28 protein-coding genes and 1 pseudogene are annotated in these 24,321 nt (G+C 69.5%); 13 read left to right on the top strand and 16 right to left on the bottom strand.

The annotated features are described in order from the left end of the window. Positions 1–348 precede the first annotated feature (348 nt). From ACIQZO_RS37625 to ACIQZO_RS37590, 8 genes are all read right to left on the bottom strand, one after another. Positions 349–852, bottom strand: a complete 504-nt coding sequence (locus ACIQZO_RS37625) for an EF-hand domain-containing protein (protein WP_403635510.1) — start codon at positions 850–852, stop codon at positions 349–351. Between the two features lie 307 nt (positions 853–1,159). Continuing rightward, a complete protein-coding gene (locus tag ACIQZO_RS37620) occupies positions 1,160–1,825 on the bottom strand; it encodes a class I SAM-dependent methyltransferase (protein WP_403635509.1) in 666 nt (221 codons plus the stop codon). 141 nt (positions 1,826–1,966) lie between these two features. Beyond that, positions 1,967–2,785 (bottom strand): TSUP family transporter, encoded by an 819-nt coding sequence (locus ACIQZO_RS37615; protein WP_403635507.1) that lies wholly within the window; start codon positions 2,783–2,785, stop codon positions 1,967–1,969. An 80-nt stretch (positions 2,786–2,865) separates the two neighbouring features. Further along, a complete protein-coding gene (locus tag ACIQZO_RS37610) occupies positions 2,866–3,585 on the bottom strand; it encodes a cation transporter (protein WP_403635505.1) in 720 nt (239 codons plus the stop codon). Then, complete coding sequence (locus ACIQZO_RS37605; RefSeq protein WP_403635503.1) at positions 3,585–3,920, bottom strand: ArsR/SmtB family transcription factor; 336 nt, start codon at positions 3,918–3,920, stop codon at positions 3,585–3,587. Before ACIQZO_RS37605 ends, ACIQZO_RS37610 begins: the two co-directional genes overlap by 1 nt. Positions 3,921–4,355: 435 nt before the next feature. Next, complete coding sequence (locus tag ACIQZO_RS37600) at positions 4,356–5,807, bottom strand: serine/threonine-protein kinase (protein WP_403635501.1); 1,452 nt, start codon at positions 5,805–5,807, stop codon at positions 4,356–4,358. Between the two features lie 185 nt (positions 5,808–5,992). Beyond that, positions 5,993–6,289: a hypothetical protein gene (locus tag ACIQZO_RS37595; protein WP_403635500.1), complete on the bottom strand. Its 297-nt coding sequence runs from the start codon at positions 6,287–6,289 to the stop codon at positions 5,993–5,995. A gap of 59 nt (positions 6,290–6,348) precedes the next feature. After that, positions 6,349–7,458 carry a helix-turn-helix domain-containing protein gene (locus tag ACIQZO_RS37590; RefSeq protein WP_403635498.1) on the bottom strand — a complete coding sequence of 370 codons (1,110 nt, stop codon included), beginning with the start codon at positions 7,456–7,458 and terminating at the stop codon, positions 6,349–6,351. A gap of 321 nt (positions 7,459–7,779) precedes the next feature. Here ACIQZO_RS37590 and ACIQZO_RS37585 point away from each other — a divergent pair, with 321 nt between their 5' ends. Further along, on the top strand, positions 7,780–7,977 hold the full coding sequence (locus ACIQZO_RS37585) for a hypothetical protein (RefSeq protein WP_403635496.1): 198 nt from the start codon (positions 7,780–7,782) through the stop codon (positions 7,975–7,977). Between the two features lie 70 nt (positions 7,978–8,047). Here ACIQZO_RS37585 and ACIQZO_RS37580 read toward each other — a convergent pair. Beyond that, positions 8,048–8,847 (bottom strand): IS5 family transposase gene (locus ACIQZO_RS37580; RefSeq protein WP_403635562.1). Its coding sequence is split into 2 segments (ribosomal slippage): positions 8,048–8,502 and positions 8,502–8,847, totalling 801 coding nucleotides; the frame shifts between segments, so codons are not numbered across the junction. A 330-nt stretch (positions 8,848–9,177) separates the two neighbouring features. Here ACIQZO_RS37580 and ACIQZO_RS37575 point away from each other — a divergent pair. The 3 genes from ACIQZO_RS37575 to ACIQZO_RS37565 are packed head-to-tail and all read left to right on the top strand — an operon-like array spanning position 9,178 to position 11,596. Beyond that, positions 9,178–9,303: a hypothetical protein gene (locus ACIQZO_RS37575; RefSeq protein ID WP_403635495.1), complete on the top strand. Its 126-nt coding sequence runs from the start codon at positions 9,178–9,180 to the stop codon at positions 9,301–9,303. Continuing rightward, complete coding sequence (locus ACIQZO_RS37570; protein WP_403635493.1) at positions 9,300–9,902, top strand: hypothetical protein; 603 nt, start codon at positions 9,300–9,302, stop codon at positions 9,900–9,902. The genes ACIQZO_RS37575 and ACIQZO_RS37570 overlap by 4 nt, the downstream gene beginning before the upstream one ends. Positions 9,903–9,907: 5 nt before the next feature. Continuing rightward, positions 9,908–11,596: an IclR family transcriptional regulator C-terminal domain-containing protein gene (locus tag ACIQZO_RS37565; protein ID WP_403635492.1), complete on the top strand. Its 1,689-nt coding sequence runs from the start codon at positions 9,908–9,910 to the stop codon at positions 11,594–11,596. 381 nt (positions 11,597–11,977) lie between these two features. Here ACIQZO_RS37565 and ACIQZO_RS37560 read toward each other — a convergent pair whose 3' ends face one another. Beyond that, complete coding sequence (locus ACIQZO_RS37560; protein ID WP_403635490.1) at positions 11,978–13,195, bottom strand: VWA domain-containing protein; 1,218 nt, start codon at positions 13,193–13,195, stop codon at positions 11,978–11,980. Positions 13,196–13,585: 390 nt separating this feature from the next. Between ACIQZO_RS37560 and ACIQZO_RS37555 the strand changes: the two genes are divergently transcribed. From ACIQZO_RS37555 to ACIQZO_RS37545, 3 genes are all read left to right on the top strand, one after another. Next, entirely contained in the window at positions 13,586–14,611 is a 1,026-nt protein-coding gene (locus ACIQZO_RS37555) for a tyrosine-type recombinase/integrase (protein ID WP_403635488.1), read from the top strand. Further along, entirely contained in the window at positions 14,608–15,075 is a 468-nt protein-coding gene (locus ACIQZO_RS37550; protein ID WP_403635487.1) for a hypothetical protein, read from the top strand. The genes ACIQZO_RS37555 and ACIQZO_RS37550 overlap by 4 nt, the downstream gene beginning before the upstream one ends. Before the next feature lie 61 nt (positions 15,076–15,136). Continuing rightward, positions 15,137–16,347 (top strand): IS3 family transposase gene (locus ACIQZO_RS37545; protein ID WP_403635485.1). Its coding sequence is split into 2 segments (ribosomal slippage): positions 15,137–15,431 and positions 15,431–16,347, totalling 1,212 coding nucleotides; the frame shifts between segments, so codons are not numbered across the junction. Positions 16,348–16,387: 40 nt separating this feature from the next. On the opposite strand, the gene ACIQZO_RS37540 is transcribed toward ACIQZO_RS37545, so the two are convergent. Further along, positions 16,388–18,019, bottom strand: a complete 1,632-nt coding sequence (locus tag ACIQZO_RS37540) for an IS4 family transposase (RefSeq protein ID WP_403635560.1) — start codon at positions 18,017–18,019, stop codon at positions 16,388–16,390. Between the two features lie 165 nt (positions 18,020–18,184). Here ACIQZO_RS37540 and ACIQZO_RS37535 point away from each other — a divergent pair, with 165 nt between their 5' ends. Beyond that, positions 18,185–18,328, top strand: a complete 144-nt coding sequence (locus tag ACIQZO_RS37535) for a hypothetical protein (protein WP_403635483.1) — start codon at positions 18,185–18,187, stop codon at positions 18,326–18,328. A gap of 35 nt (positions 18,329–18,363) precedes the next feature. Next, entirely contained in the window at positions 18,364–18,873 is a 510-nt protein-coding gene (locus ACIQZO_RS37530; protein WP_403635481.1) for a hypothetical protein, read from the top strand. A gap of 42 nt (positions 18,874–18,915) precedes the next feature. Here the strand turns inward: ACIQZO_RS37530 and ACIQZO_RS37525 are convergent, their stop codons facing one another. The 4 genes from ACIQZO_RS37525 to ACIQZO_RS37510 form a co-directional block, all read right to left on the bottom strand. Next, positions 18,916–19,269, bottom strand: coding sequence for a hypothetical protein (locus tag ACIQZO_RS37525; protein WP_403635479.1), 354 nt, complete (start codon positions 19,267–19,269; stop codon positions 18,916–18,918). Positions 19,270–19,309: 40 nt separating this feature from the next. Continuing rightward, positions 19,310–19,594 carry a hypothetical protein gene (locus tag ACIQZO_RS37520; protein WP_403635477.1) on the bottom strand — a complete coding sequence of 95 codons (285 nt, stop codon included), beginning with the start codon at positions 19,592–19,594 and terminating at the stop codon, positions 19,310–19,312. After that, positions 19,584–19,820 (bottom strand): hypothetical protein, encoded by a 237-nt coding sequence (locus ACIQZO_RS37515; protein ID WP_403635475.1) that lies wholly within the window; start codon positions 19,818–19,820, stop codon positions 19,584–19,586. Before ACIQZO_RS37515 ends, ACIQZO_RS37520 begins: the two co-directional genes overlap by 11 nt. Positions 19,821–19,937: 117 nt before the next feature. Next, a complete protein-coding gene (locus ACIQZO_RS37510) occupies positions 19,938–20,513 on the bottom strand; it encodes a hypothetical protein (protein WP_403635474.1) in 576 nt (191 codons plus the stop codon). A 579-nt stretch (positions 20,514–21,092) separates the two neighbouring features. Between ACIQZO_RS37510 and ACIQZO_RS37505 the strand changes: the two genes are divergently transcribed. Further along, the gene (locus tag ACIQZO_RS37505; protein ID WP_403635472.1) at positions 21,093–21,518 is read left to right on the top strand and encodes a peptidase inhibitor family I36 protein; all 426 of its coding nucleotides are present in this window, start codon (positions 21,093–21,095) and stop codon (positions 21,516–21,518) included. Between the two features lie 352 nt (positions 21,519–21,870). After that, positions 21,871–22,347: a DUF3592 domain-containing protein gene (locus ACIQZO_RS37500; RefSeq protein ID WP_403635470.1), complete on the top strand. Its 477-nt coding sequence runs from the start codon at positions 21,871–21,873 to the stop codon at positions 22,345–22,347. Between the two features lie 175 nt (positions 22,348–22,522). Here ACIQZO_RS37500 and ACIQZO_RS37495 read toward each other — a convergent pair. Next, a pseudogene (locus tag ACIQZO_RS37495) lies at positions 22,523–23,062 on the bottom strand (transposase); the annotation flags it as partial. A gap of 94 nt (positions 23,063–23,156) precedes the next feature. Here ACIQZO_RS37495 and ACIQZO_RS37490 point away from each other — a divergent pair. Continuing rightward, positions 23,157–23,717, top strand: coding sequence for a transposase (locus ACIQZO_RS37490; RefSeq protein ID WP_403635559.1), 561 nt, complete (start codon positions 23,157–23,159; stop codon positions 23,715–23,717). After that, positions 23,603–24,211 carry a transposase gene (locus ACIQZO_RS37485; RefSeq protein ID WP_403635558.1) on the top strand — a complete coding sequence of 203 codons (609 nt, stop codon included), beginning with the start codon at positions 23,603–23,605 and terminating at the stop codon, positions 24,209–24,211. Before ACIQZO_RS37490 ends, ACIQZO_RS37485 begins: the two co-directional genes overlap by 115 nt. Positions 24,212–24,321: the final 110 nt, after the last annotated feature.

The raw sequence follows: 24,321 nt of genomic DNA, 5'->3' as shown, positions 1-24,321 counted from the left end.
CCCTCCCCACGCAAAGCCAGCAGCCGGCGTACCGCGGGCCCCCGCAACGCCCGCAACGCCCGCACCGACACGGCCGGCAAAGCCGCGTCTTCCCCGCCCGACCCCGGCGGGGCAGTCCCCTCATCCACCCCCCGATCACACCGACCGCCCACCGGCCGATGGATCAGAACTCACGAAACTGAGACAGCGTCACACCTGCTGCGATAAAGGTCCCCGACAGCAATCCAGCCCCCGAGCAGCATCAACACACTCAGACGCGCTGTCTCTCACACCACTGTCACCAAACCGAGAGATCGCAGCCCGCCGCCCATAGGGCGGCGGGCCGTCGGAGCGGACTGCGGCAGACAATCAAGGCGCGTGGAGAGCGTGTGCCATGGGCGAGGACCCGTCGGTGACGAAGGAACGGATCTGCGCCAAGTAGGCGTCGCGGCCGATACGGCCGTCACCGTCCTCGTCCAGCGCGTCGAAGGCGGCCTGGGCGTTGTCGGCCGGGTTGCCCAGGGCGTGGCGCAGCCGGGTGAACTCGGTCCGGTCGAGGTGTCCGTCGCTGTCGGTGTCGGCGAGATCGAACAGTGATCCCAGAGCCGGCCTGCACACCTCGTCGAAGGACTCTCCGCCGGCCCACGCCTCGTACTCCGCGAAGGTCACCCGTCCGTCCTTGTCCGCGTCCATCGACGCGAACACCTGCTGGTGCGCGGTGCGTGCCAAGGACAGGAGCGGGTCGTCACCCGCCCGACCCAGCGCCTGCGCCGCGCGTTCGGGCCGGGCAAGGTACTCCTGGCGGGAGATGACCCCGTCGCCGTCGACGTCCAGCATCGAGAAGATGTGCTGCTTGGCCGTGATCGTGTCCACCCGGATCCTCATTCCGCGAAGCCGAAGAAGCGGTGCGCACCGCTCCCACCCCGGAAACGATCACCCCCGTGCCAGGTCACCGGCCCCCGCTACCCGGGGGCAAGGACAACCCGGGTAGCCGGATCGCACACAGGGATCCGCGCAGGCGAGCCCGGGAGCAGTCGCGGTAGGGCTGAGGTGCCGGTCGGTCCCGGGTGGAGTCCTCTCGCGGACGTGAGCCCCGGCCGGTGCCGGCGCCAGGTCCAGCCTTCGGGTCCTCCGCCCGCCGAGGGGGCGGCGTGCCGGCCCGGGTTGGGTGTCGGAGTAGTTATCGGGGCAGGGTTTGGGTGACGCGCCACAGTCGGCGGGGCAGGCCGCCTTCCTCGAAGGCGTGGACCTCCTGCAGCTGCCAGCCTTCGGCGAGGGCGTCGACCAGGTCGCGGGTGAAGAAATGCACCGCGAAGCCGCCGTGTTCCCAGATGTCGTCCCCGTGGCCGGCGCCCGCGCCGTAGTGGGCGTCGCCGGTGTGCCGCACGGTGTAGACGAACACTCCCCCGGGCCGCAGCACCCGGCGTACCTCGGCGACCAGGGTGTGGAGTTCGGTGGTGGACAGGGCCATGCACAGGAGCATGTGCGCGAACACCGCGTGCACGGAGGCGTCCGGCAGCGGCAGCGGATCGCGGACGTCGTGCACGGCGGTCGTCACCCGACCTGCGACGCCTTGGGCGCGGGCGGCGGCCCGTAGCTGGTCGAGGCCGGTCGGGCTGAAGTCGGTCGCCTGGACGGTGAAGCCCTCGCGGGCGAGGTACAGGGCGTCGCGGCCGTGCCCGGCCCCCAGCTCCAACACGTCGCGCGCGCCGCCCGCGCGGAACACCGTAGCGGCGTGGACGGCCGGCTCGGAGGGCTCCTCGCCGTACATGGCGGGGTGCTCGCCGTACGTTTGCTGCCAATGCTCCCGCTGGGCCTCGGCCAACTCCCGCTCGTACTCCGACACGTGCACACCCTCCTCGCCGCCCGGCCGCGGCCGGGGTTCTGTGCGGCCAGGGCAGATCCACGTCGCGAAGCCACGGCCGCCGCCTCGGGCTGAGCAGAGACGGGGTCGAGCCTGCCAGAGCCAGCGGTCCGGCGCGCGGGTCTACGTCAGGGCTTGGAGGGCGTACAGGGCGCCGAGGGTGGTGGCGAGGGCGGCGAGGAGGAGGCGCAGGGCGGTTTCGGGGAGGTGGGGTTGGAGGCGGGCGCCGAGGTAGCCGCCGATCAGGCCGCCCAGGCCGCAGGCCAGGCCGAGTCCCCAGTCGGGGGCGACGTCGCCGGAACTGACGAGCGACAGCAGTGCGTATGCGGCCGCGCCGACGATCGAGGTGGCGAAGGTGGCCGCGAGTGCGGCCGGCGCGACGCGGGTCATGGGCAGACCGCGGGCGGCGAGGACCGGGCCGAGGAGGGACCCGCCCCCGATGCCGTAGATCCCGCCGACCACGCCCACCCCGATCGCCAACGCGGTGAGCGCCCCTGGCGAGGGCTCCGAGCCGGCCGCGGCCTGCCCGGCCGCGGCCTGCCCGGCCGCGGCCTGCCGGTCGTGGGCGGGGGCGAGGGTGCGCACGCCCAGCCACAGGCCGAGCGGTAGGAGGAGTGCGGCGATCAGGAGCCGGAAGACGCCGGGGCCCGGGAGGGCGAAGACCCGGATCGCGGCCCCGACGATCACGCCGGGCAGGGTCCCGGCGACCAGGCGCCGGGCCAGATCCCCGCGCAGGGCGCCGTCACGGCGGTAGCGCCACAGGGCACCCGGGCCGGCCACCACGTTGAACAGCAGGTTCGTCGGCGTGATCGCCGGGGACGGCACGCCGAAGACGGACAGGTGGACCGGGAGGAGGAACACCGCCCCCGACACCCCCACCGGCGCGGTCACCACCGCGATCAGCAGCCCGGCGGCCAACCCCGCCCACAGCGTCCACTCCACCGACCGCTCCCGCCCCACGCCCTGTGCCCGGCCAGTATCGGCAGAGCCCGCAGGTCACATTCGGTTCTGCAACACGATGTTCACGAACAGCAGGAGCGGCCGGGGCCGCAGCCGCACCCGTCCTGCTCCGCGGCGACAGCAACGGGTAGGGGGCCGCTCGCGGAGGTGGGGACGCAGCAGCCCTTGCCCTGCCAGGCGTCACGGCCCTCCTTGACGGCGATGGCGGCGATGACCAGTGCGGCGATCGGGTCGGCCCAGGACCAGCCGAGGGCCGCGTTGAGCAGGAGGCCCACGAGCAGGATCGCCGAGAGGTACGTGCACAGCAGGGTCTGCTTGGAGTCCGCCACCGCGGAAGCGGACCCGAGCTCGCGGCCCGCGCGGCGCTGGGCGGCGGACAGGAAGGGCATCACAGCCAGCGACAGGGCGGCGATAACGATGCCGGGGACCGACGGCTCGGCTTCGCCGGTGCCGGTCAGGGCGCGGACAGCATCGAAGGCGACGTAGGCGGCGAGGGCGAAGAAGGACACCGCAATGATCCGCAGGGTCCGCTGCTCGCGCGCCTCGCGCACGGTGTGGTCGCGGGCGGAGAACTGCCAGGCGACCGCCGCGGCGGAGGAGACCTCGATGACGGAGTCGAGGCCGAAGCCGATCAGCGCGGTGGAGGAGGCGATCGTCCCGGCGGTGAGGGCGACGGCCGCCTCGATGACGTTGTAGGTGATGGTCGCGGCGACCAGCAGGCGTATCCGGCGGGCCAGGGCGTCGCGGCGGGCCGGGGACGGGCCCAGGGATATGGAGGCCATCAGCAGCAGCCCTTCGTGTCCGCGTCCGGGCAGGTCTTGTCGTGCTCGACGGCCACGACGGCCTGACGCAGATCGTCCAGGGCATGGCCGAGGCGGGCGTCGGCCAGCTCGTAGCGAGTACGCCGCCCGTCGGGGACCGTGACGACCAGGCCGCAGTCCCGCAGACAGGCCAGGTGATTGGAGAGCCGGGTCCGGGAGACCCCGATGGCCTCGGCGAGATCGGACGGGTAGGCCGACGCCTCACGCAGCGCGAGGAGGATCCGGCAGCGGATCGGATCGGCAACGGCGCGGCCAAAACGGGCCAGCACCTCGATGTCAGCAGCAACGGTCAGCACACCCCGACAATACAGAGAATCCTGGATTCAGGAAATCGTGGACCATTGGGTCGGGCGCGCAGTGCGAACGGCAGTCGCCCTACCCATCCCGCCGGGCACGGATCGGCCAGCGGCTGGCGTGGGGGGCGTTGGGGCGGCCCGGGGGTACTGCTGCCCCCAGAGCGCTCTGGGCCCCGGGCCTCACCCGCACACGCCCTATCGGCACGGGCTACCCGGACCCTAGCCTGACCGGCAGCCCCGCCGACGGGCGCTGACGATCTTTGACCCTGACCACCTGGCCGCCACGCGCGCGGCCACGCCTCGTCCCTGGGTCAGCCCGACGAGGAGACAGGGGCGCATGCAGGCGGTCAGGGCCTGGGCCCGCTCCGGGCAGACCCGGGGGACGGATGGAGTACAGGTGTGGCGCTCGCCCTCGTAGGCGGGTGCCACATCACGTTACTTTCTCCAAGATCCTTCGGGGTTGTGTTCTGGCATCTGCCTAGGGTGCCTGAGTTGCCCTGAGGCCGCCTGGGCCAGCCAGCCCGTCCAGCGGTCGATGAATTCGTCGAGGTCTCCGGTCGAGAGCGGAGTGAAGCGCCAAGCGACCTGGCGAAGGCCGATGATGGGACGGAGTGCCGTGTTGGCGTCGCTGTCAGGCTTGAGGGCGAACGGGTCCATGGGCGACATCCCGCTGCGCAGTGGCGTTTCCATGAAGGCGGTCTCGAACCACTGGTAGCGCTCGGCCGTCTGGGCATCGGAGTACCACACGGAGTGGCTGCGACCTTCGTATCCGTACCGGTCCTGCGGGATCTTGAGTTCGATCACAGCGTGGGCAACTACATCGAAGGGACCGCTCCAGGGTGCAGCGACCGCCGTGACTCCCGAGAAGGTGAGTTGGGCGCCGGCGAGGCGCACGGTCCAGCCCTCCGCCGCGCCCCGCCGCACTTCGGCGGTGGAGACGATGCTCGTGATCGCCGCCAGGAGTTGCTCGGAGATGAGGCGCAGTGACACCCGGGCGGCTTCGAGGAGATCTTCGCGGCGTTCGGCTTCGGTGGCGTGTGCCGACGCCTGGCGATCGGCTTCGGAGCGTCGGGCGGCTTCGGCCCGGTTCGCTTCGGCCAGTGCTGCCAAGCCTCCGGTCAGGGTCATGGCGGGTATACGGCTGAGGCGTTCCAGTACATTGCCGGCGGCCGGGCGGCCCTGGGGCGCACGGAAGAGGCATTCGGTGATCAGCGAAGCCAGGAGCGCGGGCGCGGTGGTGAGCGGCGGCGGAGTGCCGTGCAGGTGCTGTTCCTGGTAGTCGTGTTCGTGCGGGCCGTTAAAGGGCCTGACACCTTCCACGAGCTCGTAGGCCATCACGCCGAGGGCGTAGATGTCGGTCGCCCCGGTGGCTCGCTGGTACTTCCACGACTCGGGTGCCATGTAGGGGAGGCTGCCGCCGCCCTTGTAGGTGTGGAGTGCGGTGGTGGCTTCCGCGTAGCGGGCGATGCCGAAGTCGGCCAGGCACCAGCGGCCGTCGAGGAGAAGCACGTTTTCTGGTTTGAGGTCGCGATGGACGACCCGGCCGTCGAGGTCCATCAATGTCTCGGCGATGTCGCTCAGGATGCGAACGGCCTCGTCCAGGGCCAGGGGTCCTGCCTGTTCGAGGTGGGCTCGCAGGGATGTCTCGGCGCGTGGCATGACGAGCACCCAGTAATTTTCGTGCTCGCCGCTGTCGATGACAGGTACGACATTGCGGGCGCCCTCCAGGTCTGTGAAGAGCAGCTCGCGGTCAGCGCCTGGTTTCTTCTCCACCAGCTTGACGGCGGCAGCCCTGCCGTCGGCGGAGCGGGCTTCAAAGACAGCGCCGAAGCCGCCCTCCCCAAGGCGATCGCCAACCGTCCACTCTTCATTGAGCTTCAGCCTCATGCACGTACCTCGCCGTCATCGACCGAACCGTTGATTCATCATGCCGGAGCAGTCCGACATCCTGGCGGGCCGTCCAGAGAGCACAGGATGCCGAACTTCGGTGGCAGGTCGACGCGGAGGCCGCCGCGGAGGCCGCCGCCTGACCTCCGGCGTCGGCGGCACGGGACTGGCGCAACCAGGGCGCGCTACCCCGGACGGGCGACCGGCATCAAGCTCGTCCGGGCGTTGTACTGCGCGACCCACTCGGCGACGTCGGCGCAGCCCGCCGGCGGGAAGGCGACGTCCGGCACGAGGCGGAGCGCTTCGGCGGCATCCGCGCCCGGGTGCATCTCGCGGACGTGATCCCCGGCCCGGGTCACCGCCAGGTCCAGCCGGCCCCCGTCGAGGACCAGTTCACCGAGTGCCCCGCCCTGCGCGCACCGTGCGTACGTCACCGCCACCGGGGCTCGCATCCCGAAGGGCAACCGCTCCACCATCTCCATGCCGTGCACAACGCCGCCGGGTCACGTCCGGGCACCGGCCCGGGGCGCGTCTGCGGGGGTCAGGACTGCTCGACTTCCGCCATGAGCAGGCGCAGGGTCAGGGAGTGCTTCTCCGGCGGGAGCGCGTCCAGCGCCGTGCGGGCGTGTGCGGTGCCAGCGACGAGGTCGCCGGAGCGGGCCAGCATGAGGCCGCGGTGCATCTCCAGGTGCGTCGCGAACCGCGGCAGCGTGGCGGGGAGCTCCGCGGCCGCGGCGTCCTGGGCGGCGACGGCGGTGGTCTCGTCGCCGAGGCGGGCGGCGAGCAGGGACGTGAAGACGTTGAGGCGCCAGAAGGGGACGGCGTAGTCGGAGGTCTGCTCGTGCGAGCCGGCCCGGTCGAAGATCCGGCGGCCTTCGGCGAGCAGCCGGCGGGCGGTGGCGTGGTCGCCGCGCAGTGCGGCGGCGTGGGCCTTGCCGAACACGGCGTTCAGCAGGCCGAGGGAGGGCCGGTTGTCGCTGAGGGCGATGGCCTGGTCGGCGAAGACGTCGGCGATCGGGAGGGCGGCGCCTTCGTAGCCGAGGGCGATCGCGGCGCGGCCCCGGACCCAGACGCGGGTGTCGACGTCGCCGGACGTGTCGGCGGCCTTGGCGGCCATCCGGTACCAATGGACGGCCTTCGCCCCGTCCGAGCCGGGGAACGTCTTCGCGTAGAGGGTCATCAGGCGGGCCGCGACCGACCACAGGCGGGGATTGTCGAGCTGCTGCTGGACGGTGACGAGTTCGGCGCTGACGCGGCGTTGGATGTCGGCGGCGCCGAGGCTCATGTACTGGGTGCCGTAGGTGGCCAGCTTGGCCTCCCACTCGTCCGTGGTGGGGCCGCAGGTCAGGCGGGCGGCGAATCCCGCGCTGAGGAGGTCGGAGGCCACCAGCGGGGCTATCGCGGCGCCCGCCGCGTCGGTCAGGAACTCACGTCGATCCACTTGACCCTCCAACACCGCCAGGGGCACGTCCAGCACCACGGACAGGCACCGCAGATAGTAGGCACCCGGCGACACGACACCCCGCTCCCACCGGGACACGTACTCGCGGGTCAGGGCAGTCCCGTACCGGGCGTTGACCTGATCGGACAACCTGCCCTGCGACCATCCTCGCGCCGTACGCAGGTCTCTGATCAAGTCCCCCAGGTCCATGCAGCCATCTTGCCCCTACCGATGCCCCTGGTGAGGGCACATCAGATCACCGACGGTACCTGTGCGGGGGGGCATGAAGGCGGTCGAGGAACGGTGAGGCATGACGTACGACAGCAAGCCGGGAGCACCCGGCGGCGGACAAGGCACCCCCGTGCACGTGACACTCCCCCGGCTCGACCCGCCACCGGTACCGGGCTGTCCGGAGTGCGCGGACGCCGCGGCACGGCGGACCGTGTGCCGACAGGCCGGAGACCTGTCCGGGGTGTCGGACTGCAACGTCGTCGTCCGACACCACCCCCACCCCGACGGACGGAGCATCCGGTGATCGACCGGAACGACATCGGACACCGCGTCCAAGACGCATACGGCAGGGTCGGGATCCTGCGGGACATCGACCCCACATGGGAAGACCCCTCCCACCCACCACACGACCGCCCCCGGCGCCCGATCGCCTTCATCTCCCCCGAGCACGGCGGACGCGAATGGCACGCCGACCCCACCACCGTCACCCGGACATGACGGCTGGGTGGGGAGGTGGCTCTTCGCCTGGCCACGGTGGGACTGGGAGGTACCTCGTTTAGAAACCATCTCATTTGGCGAGTCTGCGGTAGCAGATGAGGGTGCAGGCGATGCTGGTGAAGGCGAGGAAGTGCTCGGCTTTGCGTTCGTAGCGGCGATGGAGGCGCCGGCACCCGGCGAGCCAGGACATGGTGCGTTCGACCACCCATCGGTGGCGGCCCAGCCGCTGGGAGGACTCGATGCCTCGGCGGGCGATGCGGTGCTTGATACCGCGTCCACGTAACCATTTCCGCAGGTGGGCATAGTCGTAGCCCTTGTCCGCGTGGAGCTTTCCGGGCTTGCGCCGTCGGCGCCCGCGGCGCGAGCGGATGGGAGGTATGCCCCGGACGAGGGGCTCCAGAGCCTGGCTGTCGTGGAGGTTGGCCCCTGAGATACCGACGGACAGGGGCAGACCGGTCCGCTCCGTGATCAAGTGGATCTTCGAACCGAACTTGCCCCGATCAACAGGATTCGGACCTGTCAGATCCCCCTTTTCAGGGCCCTCATGTTCACCGAGTCGATCACGCAGCGCGACCAGTCCAAGTCGCCCCGGGCGCCGAGCTCGTCGAGGACCAGGCGGTGGAGTCTGGCCCACACCCGGGCCTTGCTCCACTCGGAGAACCGCCGGTGAGCCGTTGCCCCCGACGGTCCGAACGAGGCTGCGGGCAACTGCTGCCACGTGCAGCCCGACGTGGCGACGAACACGATCGCGGCCAGCACCTCACGATCACCATGGCGACGCCGGCCACCGCCCTGAGGCCTCGACGGCGCCTCCGGCACCACCCGCTGGAACAACACCCACAACTCATCCGGCACCAGCCGCTCAACAATCCCCACGACCGACAGCCTACCCAATCATCCAAATGAGATGACTTCTTAGGCGACTGGATGATCGCAGGCGGGCTTTTGCGGTCATGATCGGTCGCCGGGCAATTCCGCGGTGAGGGCTCCGTACTAGTGGCGTGACGCAAGTTGCGTCGTTCCGAGCAGGAAGATCTGGAGCCTGAATTGACACCCCCGGTTTGGACCGAGTTGCTCTCGGTCGTGGCTGGCTCGGTCCCTGTGGCCGCCGCGTTCTGCCAGCCCTGGGCCGCGGAGCTGGGGCGGCGGCGATTCACGCGCAGGCCGTACGCAGGCAGCGCGAGCGCAGCGGCACGGTGCGTGCCGTGTGCCCGTGAGGCGACCGTGGTGATCCGCTACGAGCTGCCCGAGGGCGGGCGGGTGACGGTGTGGCAGACCGTCACCAGGTCCGCGCACGACGGGCAGGAAGAAGGCGGCCCGTGGTGAGCAGTGGGTCCGATGACGAGGAGCGTCAGCGCCGGAAGGCGGTACGGCTCGAGTTCAGCGAGTACGCCGAAGAGTGGGAGCGGAAGGTGATGGCCGCGCTGCGGACCGCTTATCCGACCATGCGTGACTACTGGGAGGAGATCGCGCAGGAGGCGCACGAGAGGACGCTGCGGGTGTGGCTGGAGGGCAGGAACGAGCCGGGCCGCCCTCCCCTCCCCTACATGAAGCGGGTGGCCGCGAATCTCGCGGTGGATGCACTGCGGTCGCCGGAGCGGCCGCTGGAGGACGAGGCGCTGCTGCCGCTGGCCGAGGAGCGCGGGGTGCACCGGCGTGAGCTCATCACTCCGCCGGATCCGGCTCTCTGCCTGGCGGCGGAGGCGATAGCGAAAATGAAGCCGTCAAAGCGTAAAAACGTCGCAGAAGCGCAGATTCAGGGCGACGATGAGAACACGATCGCCGTGGACCTGCAGACCCCGCCCGCCCAGGTCCGGTCGCTCAGCAGCAAGGCCTCCAGAGACCTGCGCGGGACGGACGACCTTCAGGCCTTCATCCGTTGGGGACACCACAGGAAGCACCGGCGCGGGGAAGAGGACGCGTGACAGGCATGATCAGGAACGACACCGGACAGACGCTCCTGAGGATCGGGGTCACGCAGGCGACCGGCGCACGCGTGCCCGGACCGCAGCCCGGCAGGGACCACTGGGACCGGGCCGGAGGTGACTGGGGCCTGCTGGTCGGGACGGACGCGCTGGAGCGGCGTGAGCACGCGAACTCGTGCTACCGAATGGGCAGCAAGGCCTTGAGGCGCGGCGACGGTCGCCTTGCGATCACCTGGCTGAAGAACGCCTGCATGGAGCTGCACCCCGGAGCTGCATTCCGGCTGGCCGTGGCCCTGTGGCGGGAGGCGTACGACCGTGGCCGGAGCGCGGCGGTCCGCGAAGAGGTCCTCGGAGTGCTGGAGGCCGCGGCCCGGTTCGGCCACGGGGACGCGCGGATCCTGCTGGACTTCCACGCCCGGTCGCAACTGTCGCTGGCGCAGAGCCAAGCGGCGGCCTGGCAGGATCCCGACTTCGTTCCTGCGGTCGCCCAGATCCTGGCCTCGTACCCGCCGCCGGCCCCGGTCCAGCCGAAAGCGGCCGCCCCGGCTGCCCCGGCCGCCCGCGCGGCGTCGCAACGGTACTCCCGGTATCCCCTGCGGGCCGCGAAGGTGGTCTCCGCATCGCAGCAGATGAACGCGCCTTTGGGGCGTCAGCGGTGGGAGTCGGCGATGCGGGTCCTGGACGTCCTGGACGTGATCGCCTCGGCTGGGCGGCCGGTGGACAGCGAGCGGATCCGCACCCGTACGAGCCTGCCCCACCGGGTGCTGGAGCAGCTGTTGTTCTGGCTGTGCGGGCAGGGCCTGATCGAGCGTCTTCCCGATGCCTCCTACCTGGCCGGCCCCCTGCTGAAGATGATGTCCGCCGAGGGGGAGACTCTCGGACCGCAGGTCATCCTGCACCGGGCCCTGAGCAGGCTGCGCGACACCGTCGATGCCGCGGTTTATCTGGCCAGTTATGACGAGGGCGAGGTATCGATCACGCACTGCGCGGACGGTCCGTCCGCTCCGCGGGTCCAGGAGTGGGTGGACTTCCGCAGCGCCGCGCACGCCAGCGCTGTAGGGAAGAGCCTGCTCCACCAGCTCGACTTCGACAGGCGTATGGAGCACCTGTCGCGGCGCAAGGCCGTGAAGCTGACGCCCCGGACCATCACCGATTCCTCGGCGCTGTTCCGGTCCATCGACCATCACGGCCCCCAGGCCGTCCAGTTCGACCTGCTCGAATACTCCGGACAGTACGTGTGCGTCGCCGTCCCCCTCGGCATCGGAGGACAGGCCGGCTGCGTCGCCCTGTCTCTACCCGTCGCGCAACGTCACCGGTTGCTGGAGATCGCCCGCGTGCTGAGCGACCAGGCCACCGGCCTGCTGCTCTCCCTGCTCCTGGCCTCCGCGCCCCCTCTGGTCGAGCCCGGCCGGCAGGGCCAACCCGGCATGCCGGCTACCAGCGCCCCCCACCCACACAGCCCCGGAGGAACCCCACCCACCCCGAACACGGCCCCCGGCCCGGCTACGGACCACGAACCCGGTCGGCTCTGGCTCCCGGCCACCGCCCGCCCCACCACCGAACCGCCACCCGAGACCGACGACCACGAACAGCCCCAACACGACGGCATCCAATTCGGCCGCCGAAGTCTGACCGCCCGCCTGAACGAACTCTCGGCCCGACGCAGGCGCCACCTCACCAGCAGCGGCGCCTGACGAACGGAGCACCACCTCCGGCCGTGCTCGCCGCCCGCGCCGCAATGGGCGTGATCCTCGTCCGGTGAGGTCGTTGGACCGGCAGGTCAGCGCAGTGCAGGAAGGCCCCGAGTCACCTCGGGGCCTTCCTGCTGTCTGCGGACGAAAGACCGGCGGCCGGCCGGTGCAGGAGCCGCGGGCGTCATCGTCCGCCATGCAGAACGAGGCCTGCCACGGGGCTCCCCCGCGCTGCAAGGCGCTGCCGGGCCGGACCGAGGGCGGCGACTTCGGCGCGCCGTCGTGCACCGGAACTCGCAGGCACCGGGCCGGTCCTGTAGTCACCCAGCCCCGCACCGACCCGGTGCTGCGTGGTCGGCTTCCTGGCGCTCGACGGCTATGGCCTCACGATCGCATCCAGCGCGCGAAGGCGTCGACCAGGCCGGTGTAGAAGCGTTCCCCGGGTACCGCGCCCGGGTTCTTGCTGGCGTCGTAGAAAGCGACGTTGGGGAAAGAGGCGGAGGCGGAGGCGTTGAGGTTCTTGTAGAAGGCGAGCTTGCCGCGCCCGAATCCGACGAAGAGCCAGAAGATTCCGAGGGAGGCGGTGTTCTGGAGCAGGGAGCGGACCTCTGCTTTGTCGAAGGGCTCGTCGCCGACCTGTGTCACGACGAAGGCCGGGTCTGTGGCTCCGGACTCCTGGTAGTGGCCGACCGCTCGACGCATTGCGTCGGAAACGCTGCCCCAGCCCCAGTCGACCTGGGTGTGCAGCTGTCCGATCCGACCTCGGTAGTTGTCCAGCCGGATCTCCTCGAGGAACGGCTCGCGTCCGCTGGAGAAGATCACGGGGACCGTGCCGTCGTCGTCGAGGTTGGCCGAGAGGGCCAGGACGCGTTCGGCGAAGGCCTGCACGGCGAAGGACTCGTAGAGCTCCTCCATGTGCCAGTCGTGATCCAGGATGAGGTAGACGGCAGCGTGCCGTCCGGTGATCCCTCGGTCGGCGAGGGCCTGGCCGGCCTGTCGCGCGGGTGCCAGCAGCCCCGGTGCCTGCCGCTCCAGCTTCGTCAGGTCGACCGGAAGGACTGCCGGCGTCGTGGTGCGTGTCTGGGCAGGCAGTGGCGCGGTGGTGGGCTCTGGGTCGACGTCGACGCCGTAGTCGGTTGCCAGACCCGCCAGGCCGGAGGCATAGCCCTGACCAACGGCCCGGACCTTCCACTCGGTACCGCGCCGGTACAGCTCCGCCAGGACCACGACCGTCTCGCCCGAGGAGAAGTCCGGCGCGGTGAACGACATCGCCGCAGAGCCGCCCTGGGTGATGGTCAGCCGGGGTGCCCGGGTGAAGACGGCACCGGGCTGCAATGGATCAGCACTCGCGACAATCACCACGCGGTGCACGTCGGCCGGCAGCCGAGGAAGTTCCGCGGTGACCGCCGCGCCCGCTACCGAGACACCGTCCTGGACCGGATGGTTGTAGAAGACCAGGTCGTGATCGCCGCGAACCCTTCCGTCAGGCCCCAGGAGCAGCGCGGACACATCCGCAGACAGTCCCTGAACGGCCACCGACAGCACCGTCCTCTCCATCAGCAGCGCCGCGTTCTCGCCCTTGCCCAGCGACGTCGTCCGCATACCGCCCCCTGTCGCTCACCAGAGGAGAAACGGTAGCCACCCGGACACGACCACGCCGTCCCTTTGCCGCATCCGCCGTGTACATCCACCCCACCCGAGCGGCTCCCGGGGCGCTGCAGTGTTCAGGCTTCGACGTACGCCACGATCGTGATCGTTATCTGCGGTCCTGATTTGGCCCTTGTTGTGTGAGGCACATGGGCTCATCAGTCCGTGTGACTGTGGGATATCTGCTGGTTGCGAGGCACGTGTTGACGGTCAGTCATGGGTGTCATGAAGTTCCGCGCTGCATGCGCCGAGTCCCCAGTCGACGGGCGTCCGCTGTGGGTCGTGGTCGATGGGTCGTACCGGCTTCACCATGAGTCCTGCCTGTTCCTGGCTTCGTTGCGGGACATGGGTCGGTCGTTCAACACCGAGAAGGCGTACGGCATCCGTTCCGCCCTGCTGCTGACCTGGTGTTCCGAACGCGGCCTTGACTGGAAGCGGATCACGCTGCTCGACCTGGCCCGGTTCCTGCGTTGGCTGGTGGACGAGCCGCTGCCGCCACGCAGCCCGCGGGTCTCGTCTGCGCCGCGCTTCCGGATGGAGAAGTCGGCAAACGCGGTGATGAGCGGGGTCTGCGAGTTCTTGCGGTTCTGCTCGCGCAACGAGTGGGTGGACGCGGAGCTTGTGGGCCGGCTGTCGGAGACGAAGTACCTGAGCTGGCTTCCGCCGGGCAAGGATGCGGGCGAGGAAGGCCAGTTCCGCACTGTGAGGACGAAGATCCTCAAGCTGTCGGAGCCGGCCGAGGAGGCCGTGGAGTATCTGCCCCCGGAGGAGGCTGACCAGCTGTTCCAGGTCGCCACGCGGGCCCGCGACCGGTTCCTGGTCGCCCTGCTGGGCTGCACGGGGGAGCGGATCAGCGAGGCCCTGGGCCTGCGCCGTCAGGACATGCACCTGCTCAGCGACTCACGGATGCTCGGCTGCCGGGTCGAGGGCCCGCACATCCACGTCCGGCGGCGGGCGAACAACGCCAACGGAGCCCTGGCCAAGTCCCGCTTCGCCCGGGTCATCCCGGTCACCGAGGACCTCGCCGGGCTCTACGCGGATTACCAGCTCGAACGAGACGATGTCCCCGCGGCGGCCGGCTGCGACATGGTCTTCGTGAACCTCTTCCACGCCCCGCTCGGACAGCCCATGCGCTATGGCACGGCGAAGGAGCTCTTCGACCGTCTGGCGAAGAAAGCCCAGCTCACCGCACGTCCGCACATGCTGCGGCACGGGGCGGCCACGGCCTGGGTCCGCGCCGGCGTCGACGAGGACGTGGTCCAGGACCTGATGGGGCACGTCTCCCGGTCCTCGCTGACGCCCTACCTGCACGCCAGCGAGGCGGACAAGCGGGCGGCGGTCGAGCTGGTGGCGGCGGGGAGGCGGTCGTGACCAGTACCGCCCCGATTGCAACGGAGCCGCTCTCCGACGTCATTCCGTTCGACCTGACGGCCTGGACGAACTGGCTGCAGGACCAGGTCGATCTCCTCTGGCGGCCGGGCGAATGGTCCCAGCAGGCTTGGTTCTTCGACGGTGACGTGGACAACCCGCGGACCTCGGCCTCGAAGTGCATCACCACGTCGTGCTGGACCGTGATGCACTCCCGGGGTCTGTTCTGCCGGCACTGCCTGGAGCTGCACAAGACCAGCACGCTGAGCAAGGAGGAGTTCACCGCCACCTACGAACGGCCCCGCCGGATCCGCACGCAATGGGGGACCGAGCGCGAGCCATGCGCCCTGGACGGTCCCTCCGGCAGATGCGAGCGACCCGCCCACTGCGGCCAGCTCTGCCGCACCCACTACTCGCGTTGGCGACGGCTCTCGGACCAGCAGGTCACGGTCGAGGAAGGGCCCTGACCCCGGATTTTGGACACCGGAGACACTTGGATCTTGAAGGTCCAGGAGAAACGGAGTCCCCGTGGGGATGAAGCACTATCCCGCCGAGTTCAAGGCGGACGCGGTCGCGTTGTACCGGTCGAGGCCGGGAGCGACGGTCAAGTCCGTTGCCGGTGATCTCGGGGTGAACACCGAGACACTGCGGAACTGGATCCGGGCCGCCGACGGGCGTCGCCCTGGCGCCCACGCCGCGCCGCCGGCCACGGCCCGAACCGGTGTCGACGACGTGCAGGCAGAGCTGACCGCCGCCCGGAAGCGGATCCGTGAGCTGGAGGAAGAGCGGGACATCCTCCGCAAGGCGGCCCGGTATTTCGCGACGGAGACGCGCTGGTGAACCGCTTCCAGTTCGTCCAGGATCACCAGCGCCGACACGGCGTGAAGCGGCTCTGCGACATCCTCGGCCTCTCCCGGTCGAGCTTCTACTACTGGCGCCGCTCCGCGGCCGCAAGGGCTGCCCGGCAGGCTCTCGAAGCCGGGCTCGCGGCCCGGATACGCAAGGTCCACCAGGACTCCGACGGCACCTACGGCGCCCCGAGGATCACCGCCGAACTCCGTGACGAGGGCGGCCCGGTGGTCAACCACAAGCGCGTCGCCAGGATCATGCGGACCATCGGGCTCGAGGGAGTGCGTCTGCGCCGCCGGCACCGCACCACCGTCGCGGACCAGGCGGCGCCGAAGGCACCGGATCTGATCGGCCGTGACTTCACCGCGGCCGCGGTGAACACGAAGTACGTCGGCGACATCACATACCTGCCGGTCAGCGGCGCGAAGCCGCTCTATCTCGCGACCGTCATCGACCTCGCCTCACGCCGACTGGCCGGCTGGGCGATCGCCGATCACATGCGCACAGAGCTCGTCACCGACGCCCTGACGGCGGCCGAGCGGACCCGCGGGAACCTGGCCGGAGCGATCATGCACACGGACCACGGATCTCAATATTCGAGCAGGGCATTCGCTGAAATCTGCAGGCCAGCAGGGGTCCGGCAGAGCATGGGAGCGATCGGATCAAGCGCGGACAACGCAGCCGCGGAAAGCTTCAACGCCGCCTTCAAGAGAGAGACGCTCAAAGGCCGCAAAGCCTGGCCGAGCGAGCGGGAAGCGCGACTCGACGCCTTCCGCTGGCTGACCCGATACAACACCCGCCGCAGGCACTCCCGCCTCGGCCAGCGGTCCCCGATCGCCTACGAGAACGCCCTCCGAACAACAGCAACTACCCTGACCCAAGCCGCATAGACGTGTTCAACATCCGGGGCCAAGGCCCAAGGCCGGGAAGTTAGCGTTTTCCCGCTGGCGGCAAGGGTGTTGATGTCCAGGCTGTGGCTGCGTAGAGGCCGGGGCCGATCTTGTGGATGAGGCCGTTGTCGGCCCATCTGGAGAGCTGTCGATACATGGTGTGCAGTGTGACGTCGCCGAAGTGAGCCGCGATCTCAGCTGGTCTCCACAGGCGAGCCGGGTCGTTCTGGAGCAAGTGGAGAATCCGGTGGCGTCGGCGCTGTGCGGGCAGGGCGTTTCGGTCGTCGCGGGAGACGGTGGGCAGTGATGGTTGTTCGGGGCCGGGTTCGAGGACGGTGATGGCGAGTCGGGTGACGGTCTGGCTGCGGCCGGGGCGGCCGTCGTCACGTCGGTCGCTGTAGCGGGAGATCGGGGATTTGACCTTGCGGGTGCTGACCCGATGGCGGCGGGGCGGGAGAAGCCGGGCAAGGACTCGGCGGCCGATCAGCCCGGCGGAGCCGGGCTGATCGGAGACGATGCCGGTGGCCAGGACGACCTGGTCGCGGGCGGTCTGGAGGGCTACGGTGAAGCAGCACCGGTCGGGGTCTGTGCCGGGAAGGGACTCGGCGGCCTCCACCATCACGGCCCGCAGGGCCTGGTAGAGCGTGAGCAGAGCCCACATCTCCTGTTCGAGACCAGGTTGATCTCCCGAGCGAAGGTTCCGTCCAGTCAGGATCGTGTGCCGGAGCGCGTAGTACGCGCTCTCGTGTTCCCAGCGTTCGTGGTAGAGACCGATGAGTGCCGCCGCGGGGTGACGGTGGGCGTCGGTCAGGGTGGTGACCAGCCGGTAGGCGCCGGTGAACACCGTGCCGTCGTCGCAGGTCACCGTGATCTCAGCGTCGATGATCCGGACCTTCACGATGCCGATCACCGACAGGTAGGAACCGTCCGCGAGACGGGCCAGGACCGGCGTGCGCCGGTTGCTGCGGAGCCGGCCCAGCACCTCCGCGCCGGTCGCGTTCACTGAGGCGAGGAAGGCGTTGGCGTCGAACCCCTTGTCCCACAGCACCAACATGTCCGGCTTGAGTAGGTGCAGCAGGCGGCTGGCCCATGCGGTCTCGCCCTCGTCGGTAGGGCCGAACACCGCGCCGATCAGGGACCTCGTCCCGGTCTCGACCAGCGTCATCAGCTCCAGCGTGGGATAGCCGTGATGCGCCGTCCGCCCCAGCCAGGCCCGGTTGCGCGGTGAATCGGGCACCCGCAGCGAGCTGCAGCCATCGAACGACACCGTCCGGTAGCCGCCGAACCGCACCCCCGGCGTCGACGGGCGAGCCAGAGGACCCGCAAGCACCTCGAATAGCGCCCGCACCGGTGCGACCCCCAGCCTGCGCCGCAGATCCCGTAGTGCCTTCGCGCTCGGCGAGACCGCCGGCATGTCGGCCAGACCGCCGATCAACTTGTCCCAGACAAGCCGGTAGCCCACCTCGGGGAACAGACACATCGCGAGCAGGAAGTACACCCCGACCCGAGAGGGCAGATCACGCAACCGCCGCTGCACCGCACGAGTCTCGGCCAGGACCGCGTCGACGAGTTCGAACGGCACCACTGAGGTCAGCTCCCCCAGATGACCCGGCGCGAACCGGCCCGCCGCCACAGTCACCGTACGGGTGATGGCCGTCAGCTCGGACGGCAGGACAGAATGAACGTGCAACGGAGCTCCTTGCGGGACAAGCTGTCTTGGACGACTGCCTGTACCAACGAGCTCCGTTGCGGTTTACCCCCGCACTCATCAACGCACTTGCATGACCTGCGAAAACGCTAACTTCCCGGCCTTGGGCCAAGGCCCGAGAACCTCCGGTTGTCCACGGCAGAACGGCACGCGACCACTCAGAATGCGGAACTCCAGCAGCGAGTCACCGAGCTCGAGGACGACCTCGCCGCCACCCGCACCAGCCTCCGCCGCATGATCCGCAACGAGAACCGGTTGCCACCAGAGCGCTGAATCCCGCCGATCATCGGTTCTGGAATCATTCGCCCATGGAATTCGAACTCACGCCGCCTGCCGGTCTCGGTGCCTTGGTCATCGGCATGCCCCGCGAGGCAGCAGAACAGGCACTCGCCTCGTTCCGCGATCCCTCAGCGATCTCGGAATCAGACCAGTTGGGCAGGTTCGTCTTCCGGCCAAGCGGCCTGATGGTCAGCATTCACTGCTCGCGCGGCAAGCTCGAAGCAATCGAGCTGGGCCGACCCGCCAGTGGCCAGGACATCGTCCTGTTCCGCGGAATCGACGTCTTCGGTCTGCCCGCTGCCGAGGCGGTCACCCAGCTGCGAGGGCTCGCCACGATCACCGAGGCCGAGGACGACCCGGCCTCCTTCATCGCGCCAGACCTTCTTCTCAGCTTCTGGCGCCCCTTCGAAGCGGACGACGAACCCGACGAAGAACAGGGCTACTACTTCAGCTCGGTCCTCCTGGCTCGTCCCGGCTACTACGACACACCCGCTGAAGCCGCTGCCAGGCTCCGCGCAGCTGGACACCAGGAGCCGTGACCTGACGGAGCTCGGCTGGCGACGATCCAGCGTTGCCGCCTATCAGAGTGGAAGGGCCTCATCAACCATGGTCTCCACATCTGCCGGCAGGTCAGGTGAGTCCCGCCAGTTCTGGGCGATCAGCAAGAGCGCGACCCATGCTCCACGCGCCTCAGCGTTCGGCTGCCCGGAGAAAACCGCGTCCAGCACCCGCCTGGCAAGACCGTCGACAACCTCATACAGGGCATTGGAGACCTTGCTCACGTCATCCAGAGGCGAGCCCGCAGCATCAGACGGTGCACCGTCGAGCCGGATGGTGATTGAGGCAGCCGAGTATGTCCTTCCATGCAGGAAGTCACGAAGGCTGCCAACTTGATGACGAGACGGCAGAAGCGGCTGATCAGGACTCTGAGACACCCCGTCACCCTATTTGAAGCAGGACCGTGGCTAACGTCCCTCACACAGCAGCGAAGCCCTGAGCTGCAACGAAGCCACATAAACCCGAGATAATGATCGTGCGCAGGGCGGTCACGTAGTAGATGACCCGTACCCCGTCGATGTCGTCCGCGTAGTCGCGCAGCAGGGTGCCGGGGACTTCGGTGCCGAGGTCGGGGTTGACGCTGATGGCGACGATCGCGCGGTCCAGGCGGTGCGTCTCGTTCGCGGTCAGCTTCGTGAGCTGGGTGAGGGCGGGTTCGACCATGACGACGCGCGCACGGCGTCCGGAGGGGTCAGGCGACACGGGGCTGCTCTTCGGTGAGGCGGGCGAGGTGGGCGTCGCGGGCCGTCTCCCACAGGATGCCGGTCTCCGGGGCGGGGTAGCCGTGGGCGGCGATGTCCTCCAGCACCGAGGCCAGGACGTCGACCTTCGCCCGCTGCTCGGCCGCGTACGCGAGGACGGACGCGGCCGCGTGCTCGTCAAGGGGCTGACGTTCGGGCACGGGCACGGTGGCCGGCTGCTCGCTCATCCCGGACTCCTCGGCTCTCGTCTGGCGTGGCGTCACCACCGTATCCCCCACCCCGGTGGGGGAGAATCCGCTCCGGCGAAACCGAACCAAACAGAGCTCATGTTGTGGCGTGCCTCGTCACCAGCTCTGGTGCCGGTCCTGGGCGGTCAGGAGCAGAACCACGGCTTTCGAGCGGGTGGTGCCCAGCGCGGTGGCCACCGCCTCGGCGGACATGCCGTCGTCGCCGACCGCGCCGACGGCCTCCCGCCCGACACAGGCAGCGACCCGCTCCAGCACCCCGACCGCGCGCAACGCGGCCAACGGCGTGGCCGCGGCCGTAGCGGTCAGCTGCTCCGTGACCTCGACCAGGAGCGCGGCCAGCGGCTCGGGCAGCGTCACCGCCCTGTCGCGGACGACGGACAGGTGCGCCGTCCAGTCCGCGAGCGCTCCGCCGAGGTCGACGTCCGCCTCGTACAGCGGCCGGTATCCGATCGCCGCCCAGTCCAGCGGGTACTCCGCGGCGCCCCGCCAGCCGCACGCGCACACCGCCCGCAAGGCCTCCGCGCGTGGACGACGGGACCGGCCGTCGTAGGCCGTCCAGTGCGTCGTCGACGGCACGTTCGGCCCGCTCCCGACATCGAAGTACACCGGCCCCGGCTCACCCCCACCGATCAGGACACCCGCCGCGCCCGCGTGCACGTCCCCGAACTCCACCGTCCACCAGCCCCAACTCCATCAGCACACCACCCTCTCGCAGGTCCCGCCGACGGACCGGCCGGATCACCTGCGTCCCTGCCCCACCCACGAACCCGTCCACGCCCCCGCGGCCCCAACAACCGGTGCGGTTGGGTGCCGAGCACCCCGCCACGACGGCTGGTGCGGCTCCGCGTCGGCGAGTGCTCGACGGACCGTCAGCCGGGACCGCGTGACCGGGCTCGCGCCACCGCAAGTAGGCGTCCAGGGCCCGGAAGCGGCCTGGAGGCACGCCGTCCGACGTCACCGTCGAACCGCTGCTTTACGCCCGCCCGGCGTCAGCACGAGCACTGCTCGCTCCCCGCCGCCCGCCGCACCGCCGTCGTACAGACGTGACCGCGGCGCTGAGGCACTCGCGGCGCACGGTCGCAATCAGTGCGCTCCTTGTGATCCAGCCTGGTTGGGGTGGTATGCAAATTAACTACCGTTTTGGGTAATCACTCTGGCATCCCGCGGCTTCCAGCCGCGGCGGGGGCTGGGCGCCGATCCGTGCGGCGTCTGCTGCTCCGCACGACAGAAGCCAACCGGAGGAGTCAGTACATGCACGTTGCCAGGATTCTCACGATCGCCGGTACGACCGTCGCTCTGACAGCGGTGCTCGGCGGTGTCACCCCCGCCCAGGCCCGGTCTGCGCCGACCGGTCCGGCCGTCACCGCTCCCCAGGACCAGATCCAGTGCCCGCGCGGATTCGTGTGCATCTACCCCGAGATCCACTTCGAGGGCCAGCCCTACGTCAAACGAGCGACCGACGGCTCGGTCCGACATCTGCCGGACTACATCCGCGGCAAGGGCAGCTCGGTCATCAACAACAGCAGCCGCACCGCGAGGGTCTACCAGAAGGACAACTACTTCGGCCGGCACGTGTGCGTCGGAGCCGATGGCGGCACCATCGCAGACCTGCGCTCCTACCAGCTCAACGACACCACCCACTCCCTGAAGAACAACACCACACCCTGCGGCGCGTAAGGAGGCGCAGGAGACCGAACGCACGACGCTCTCTCCTTCACCGAACACGGCGTACTCCGGCCGGTGACAGGGCCGAGACCAGCCCGCGCTGGAGGCGTACGTACGAGATATGGCGTGCCGGTCGTCGGACCAACGCGACAGTCCAGGCGCCGAGTTGACCCTGCTCCAGCAGCCCGTCCGGGTAGGGCGCCACTTCGGCGCCGCTGCGCACGGCGAAGGTGCGCCTGTCGGTGAGGATTGCGGCTTCTCCCTCCTCTTCGAGGAGGGAGAAGCCGCACCGCCCGGGGCGGGAGGAGGGTGACCGAAGTGCCTGGGATAGCGTCCCTCACTCCGGACCGGTGAGAGGAATGTCGTGCAGGTTCAAGTGCAGGTGAGTGGGCGGGGTGCCGGCCGGTGGATCACGTTCGGGGCGATCGCGTTCGGGTCGCTGTTCCTGGTCGTCGGGTTGATCCTGGCGGGGGTGTCCGTCTCGTTCCTGGCGGACGCGGAGCGTACCCAGGGAACAGTGGTGGCGCTGGAGTGGCGGAACGACCATGACGGCGCTTCCCGCAAGAAGCGGGGCAACGACGAGCCCGCGGCGTACCCGGTGGTCGAGTTCGCCTCGGCGGACGGCACGCCGAGGACGTTCCGGAGCTCGACGGGTTCCAATCCGCCGTCGTACGAGAAGGGCGAGCGGGTCGAGGTGCTGTATCGCACCGATTCCCCGGAGGACGCCCGGATCAATGGCTTCGCCTCCTTGTGGCTGCTGCCGCTGATCTTCGGTGGGATCGGACTCGTGATCGCGGGGGTCGGGACGGGCTTTGCGATGGCGAGGCGGAGGCGTTCCTAGAACTGAGGGTTGTCCCGTACAACGATCTACGTCTCAGGGGCTGAGCCGACGCACGATAGTTGTCACCGCAGCAGAGATGCTGTCACCAGCGGCGCTGGGCGGGGCGCTCCGGGCGTGGCTGTGCGCTGGAGTTGAGGGAGCGTCCTGGTGGGCGACCGAGATGTAAGCTTGATCTTTAACCTCGCTGCTGTTTCAGGCGGATGTGTTCAGTGAGGCTTTCGGCTCGTTTCACGGTCTTCCCGGGCTCGTAGCGTGGTGCTGGCCTGCGGTTTTGTGAGCCAGGTGGGCGGCCGGGGCCGGGTTGGGAGGGTCGCGGAACCGCTGCGGGACGGGCGGTCTTCGCGCGGAGGTGGCGGAACCCCCTGCGGACGCGTGCGGGGGTGAGCCGGCGTGGTTCGCAGGGCCGTTCCCAGGGGCGGCGTAGGTCCTCGGCGAGCGGTCGGGCGAGGCGGAGCTGGGTGTGGGCGACGATGATCAGCCAGGTCCACAGGTCGGCGGTGTGTGGGTCGCGGACCTTCGGAACGGTCCAGCCGAGGGTCTGCTTGAACAGTCGAAAGGTGTGTTCCAGGTCGAAGCGTCGCAGGAACGCCTGCCAGCGCAGGTCGACGTCTTCGCCGGACATCCCGGTCTTGGAGGACCACAGCCAAACCGGTTTTGGGTCGCGGTCGCCGGGCAGATGCTCGACTTTCAGTCGGATCAACGTGCCGTTACTGACCTCGGCTCGTCAGGGTGATTCTCCACGGAGTGTCTGACAGGGCTGAGGTGTTGGCTGTATTTCGTGGTGTGTGAGGTATGCAGATGGTGGCGGGCTGACCGCCGAGGGACGTCGGCGCCGGGAGATGGTGCGGAGGCAGGCGGCCGAGTTGTTCGAGCAGAGGATCAAGCCGCTTGAGGTCGCCAGACAACTGAGGGTGAGCCGGAAGTCGGCATATCAGTGGCATCAGTTGTGGCGAGAGGGCGGTGTGGAGGCTCTGGCCTCCGGCGGCCCGGGCGGGTCGCGGTGCCGTCTGTCTCCGCGTTGTCTGGAGAAGCTGGCCGGGTATCTGGAGGAGGGGCCGGCCGCGCATGGCTGGGTGGAGGACCAGGTGTGGACCGCGTCGCGGGTGGCCACGCTGATCGGCCGGAAGTTCCACGTCTCCTACAGCGTCTCGGGTGCGACCCGGTTGATGCACCGGCTCGGCTTCAGCCCGCAGGTTCCCGCCCGGCGGGTTGCCGAACGCGACGATCAGGCCGTCGCGGTGTGGAGGGAGGCGACCTGGGCGGAGGTAAAAGGGCGCGGGCGGCCTGCGGGGGCTACGTCTGCTTCGAGGACGAAGCCGGTTTCACCCGCAGGCCGCCGCGGGGGCGGACCTGGGGTCGGCGTGGGGTGACTCCGGTCGTCACCATCAGCGGCCGGCGTTCGGGGCGGCTGTCGGTGGCCGGGCTGATCGCGATGCGACCGGGGTCCAGGACCCGGCTCTGTCACCGGCTTCGGTCTCATCCCGCGGGCAAGGGCGCACGTCGCAGCATGGGCGAGCGGGACTTCATCGCGCTCCTGGACGGCGTCCACCAGCTGGTCAGAGCGCCGATCGTGCTGGTCTGGGACCGCCTGAACACTCACGTGTCCCGCAAGATGCAGGGTCTCGTGGCGGAGCGGGAGTGGCTGACGGTGTTCCTGCTGCCCGCCTACTCACCCGACCTCAACCCGGTCGAGTGGGTATGGGCACACGTCAAACGCAGCCTCGCCAACCTCGCCGTCATGGCCCTCGACCGCCTCGAAGCACTTGTCCGCAACCGCCTCAAGCGCCTGCAATACCGGCCCCACACCCTCGACGGCTTCATAGCCGGCACCGGCCTCACCCTCGACGAACCAACGTCACCTTGAAGAGCCGAAGTCAGTAATCAGAGGTAGTTCGTCGCAGTGGTCGAGCCAGGGGCCGCGTGCCGTCAGGCGCGGGTGCATCCGGTCCCAGGAGAGGGCTCGGGCCGTGCCGT

The sequence above is a fragment of the Streptomyces sp. NPDC097617 genome, from assembly GCF_044761485.1.
In the GTDB taxonomy this organism is placed as follows: Bacteria; Actinomycetota; Actinomycetes; order Streptomycetales; family Streptomycetaceae; genus Streptomyces.
This window is presented reverse-complemented; position numbering and strand designations above follow the sequence as displayed.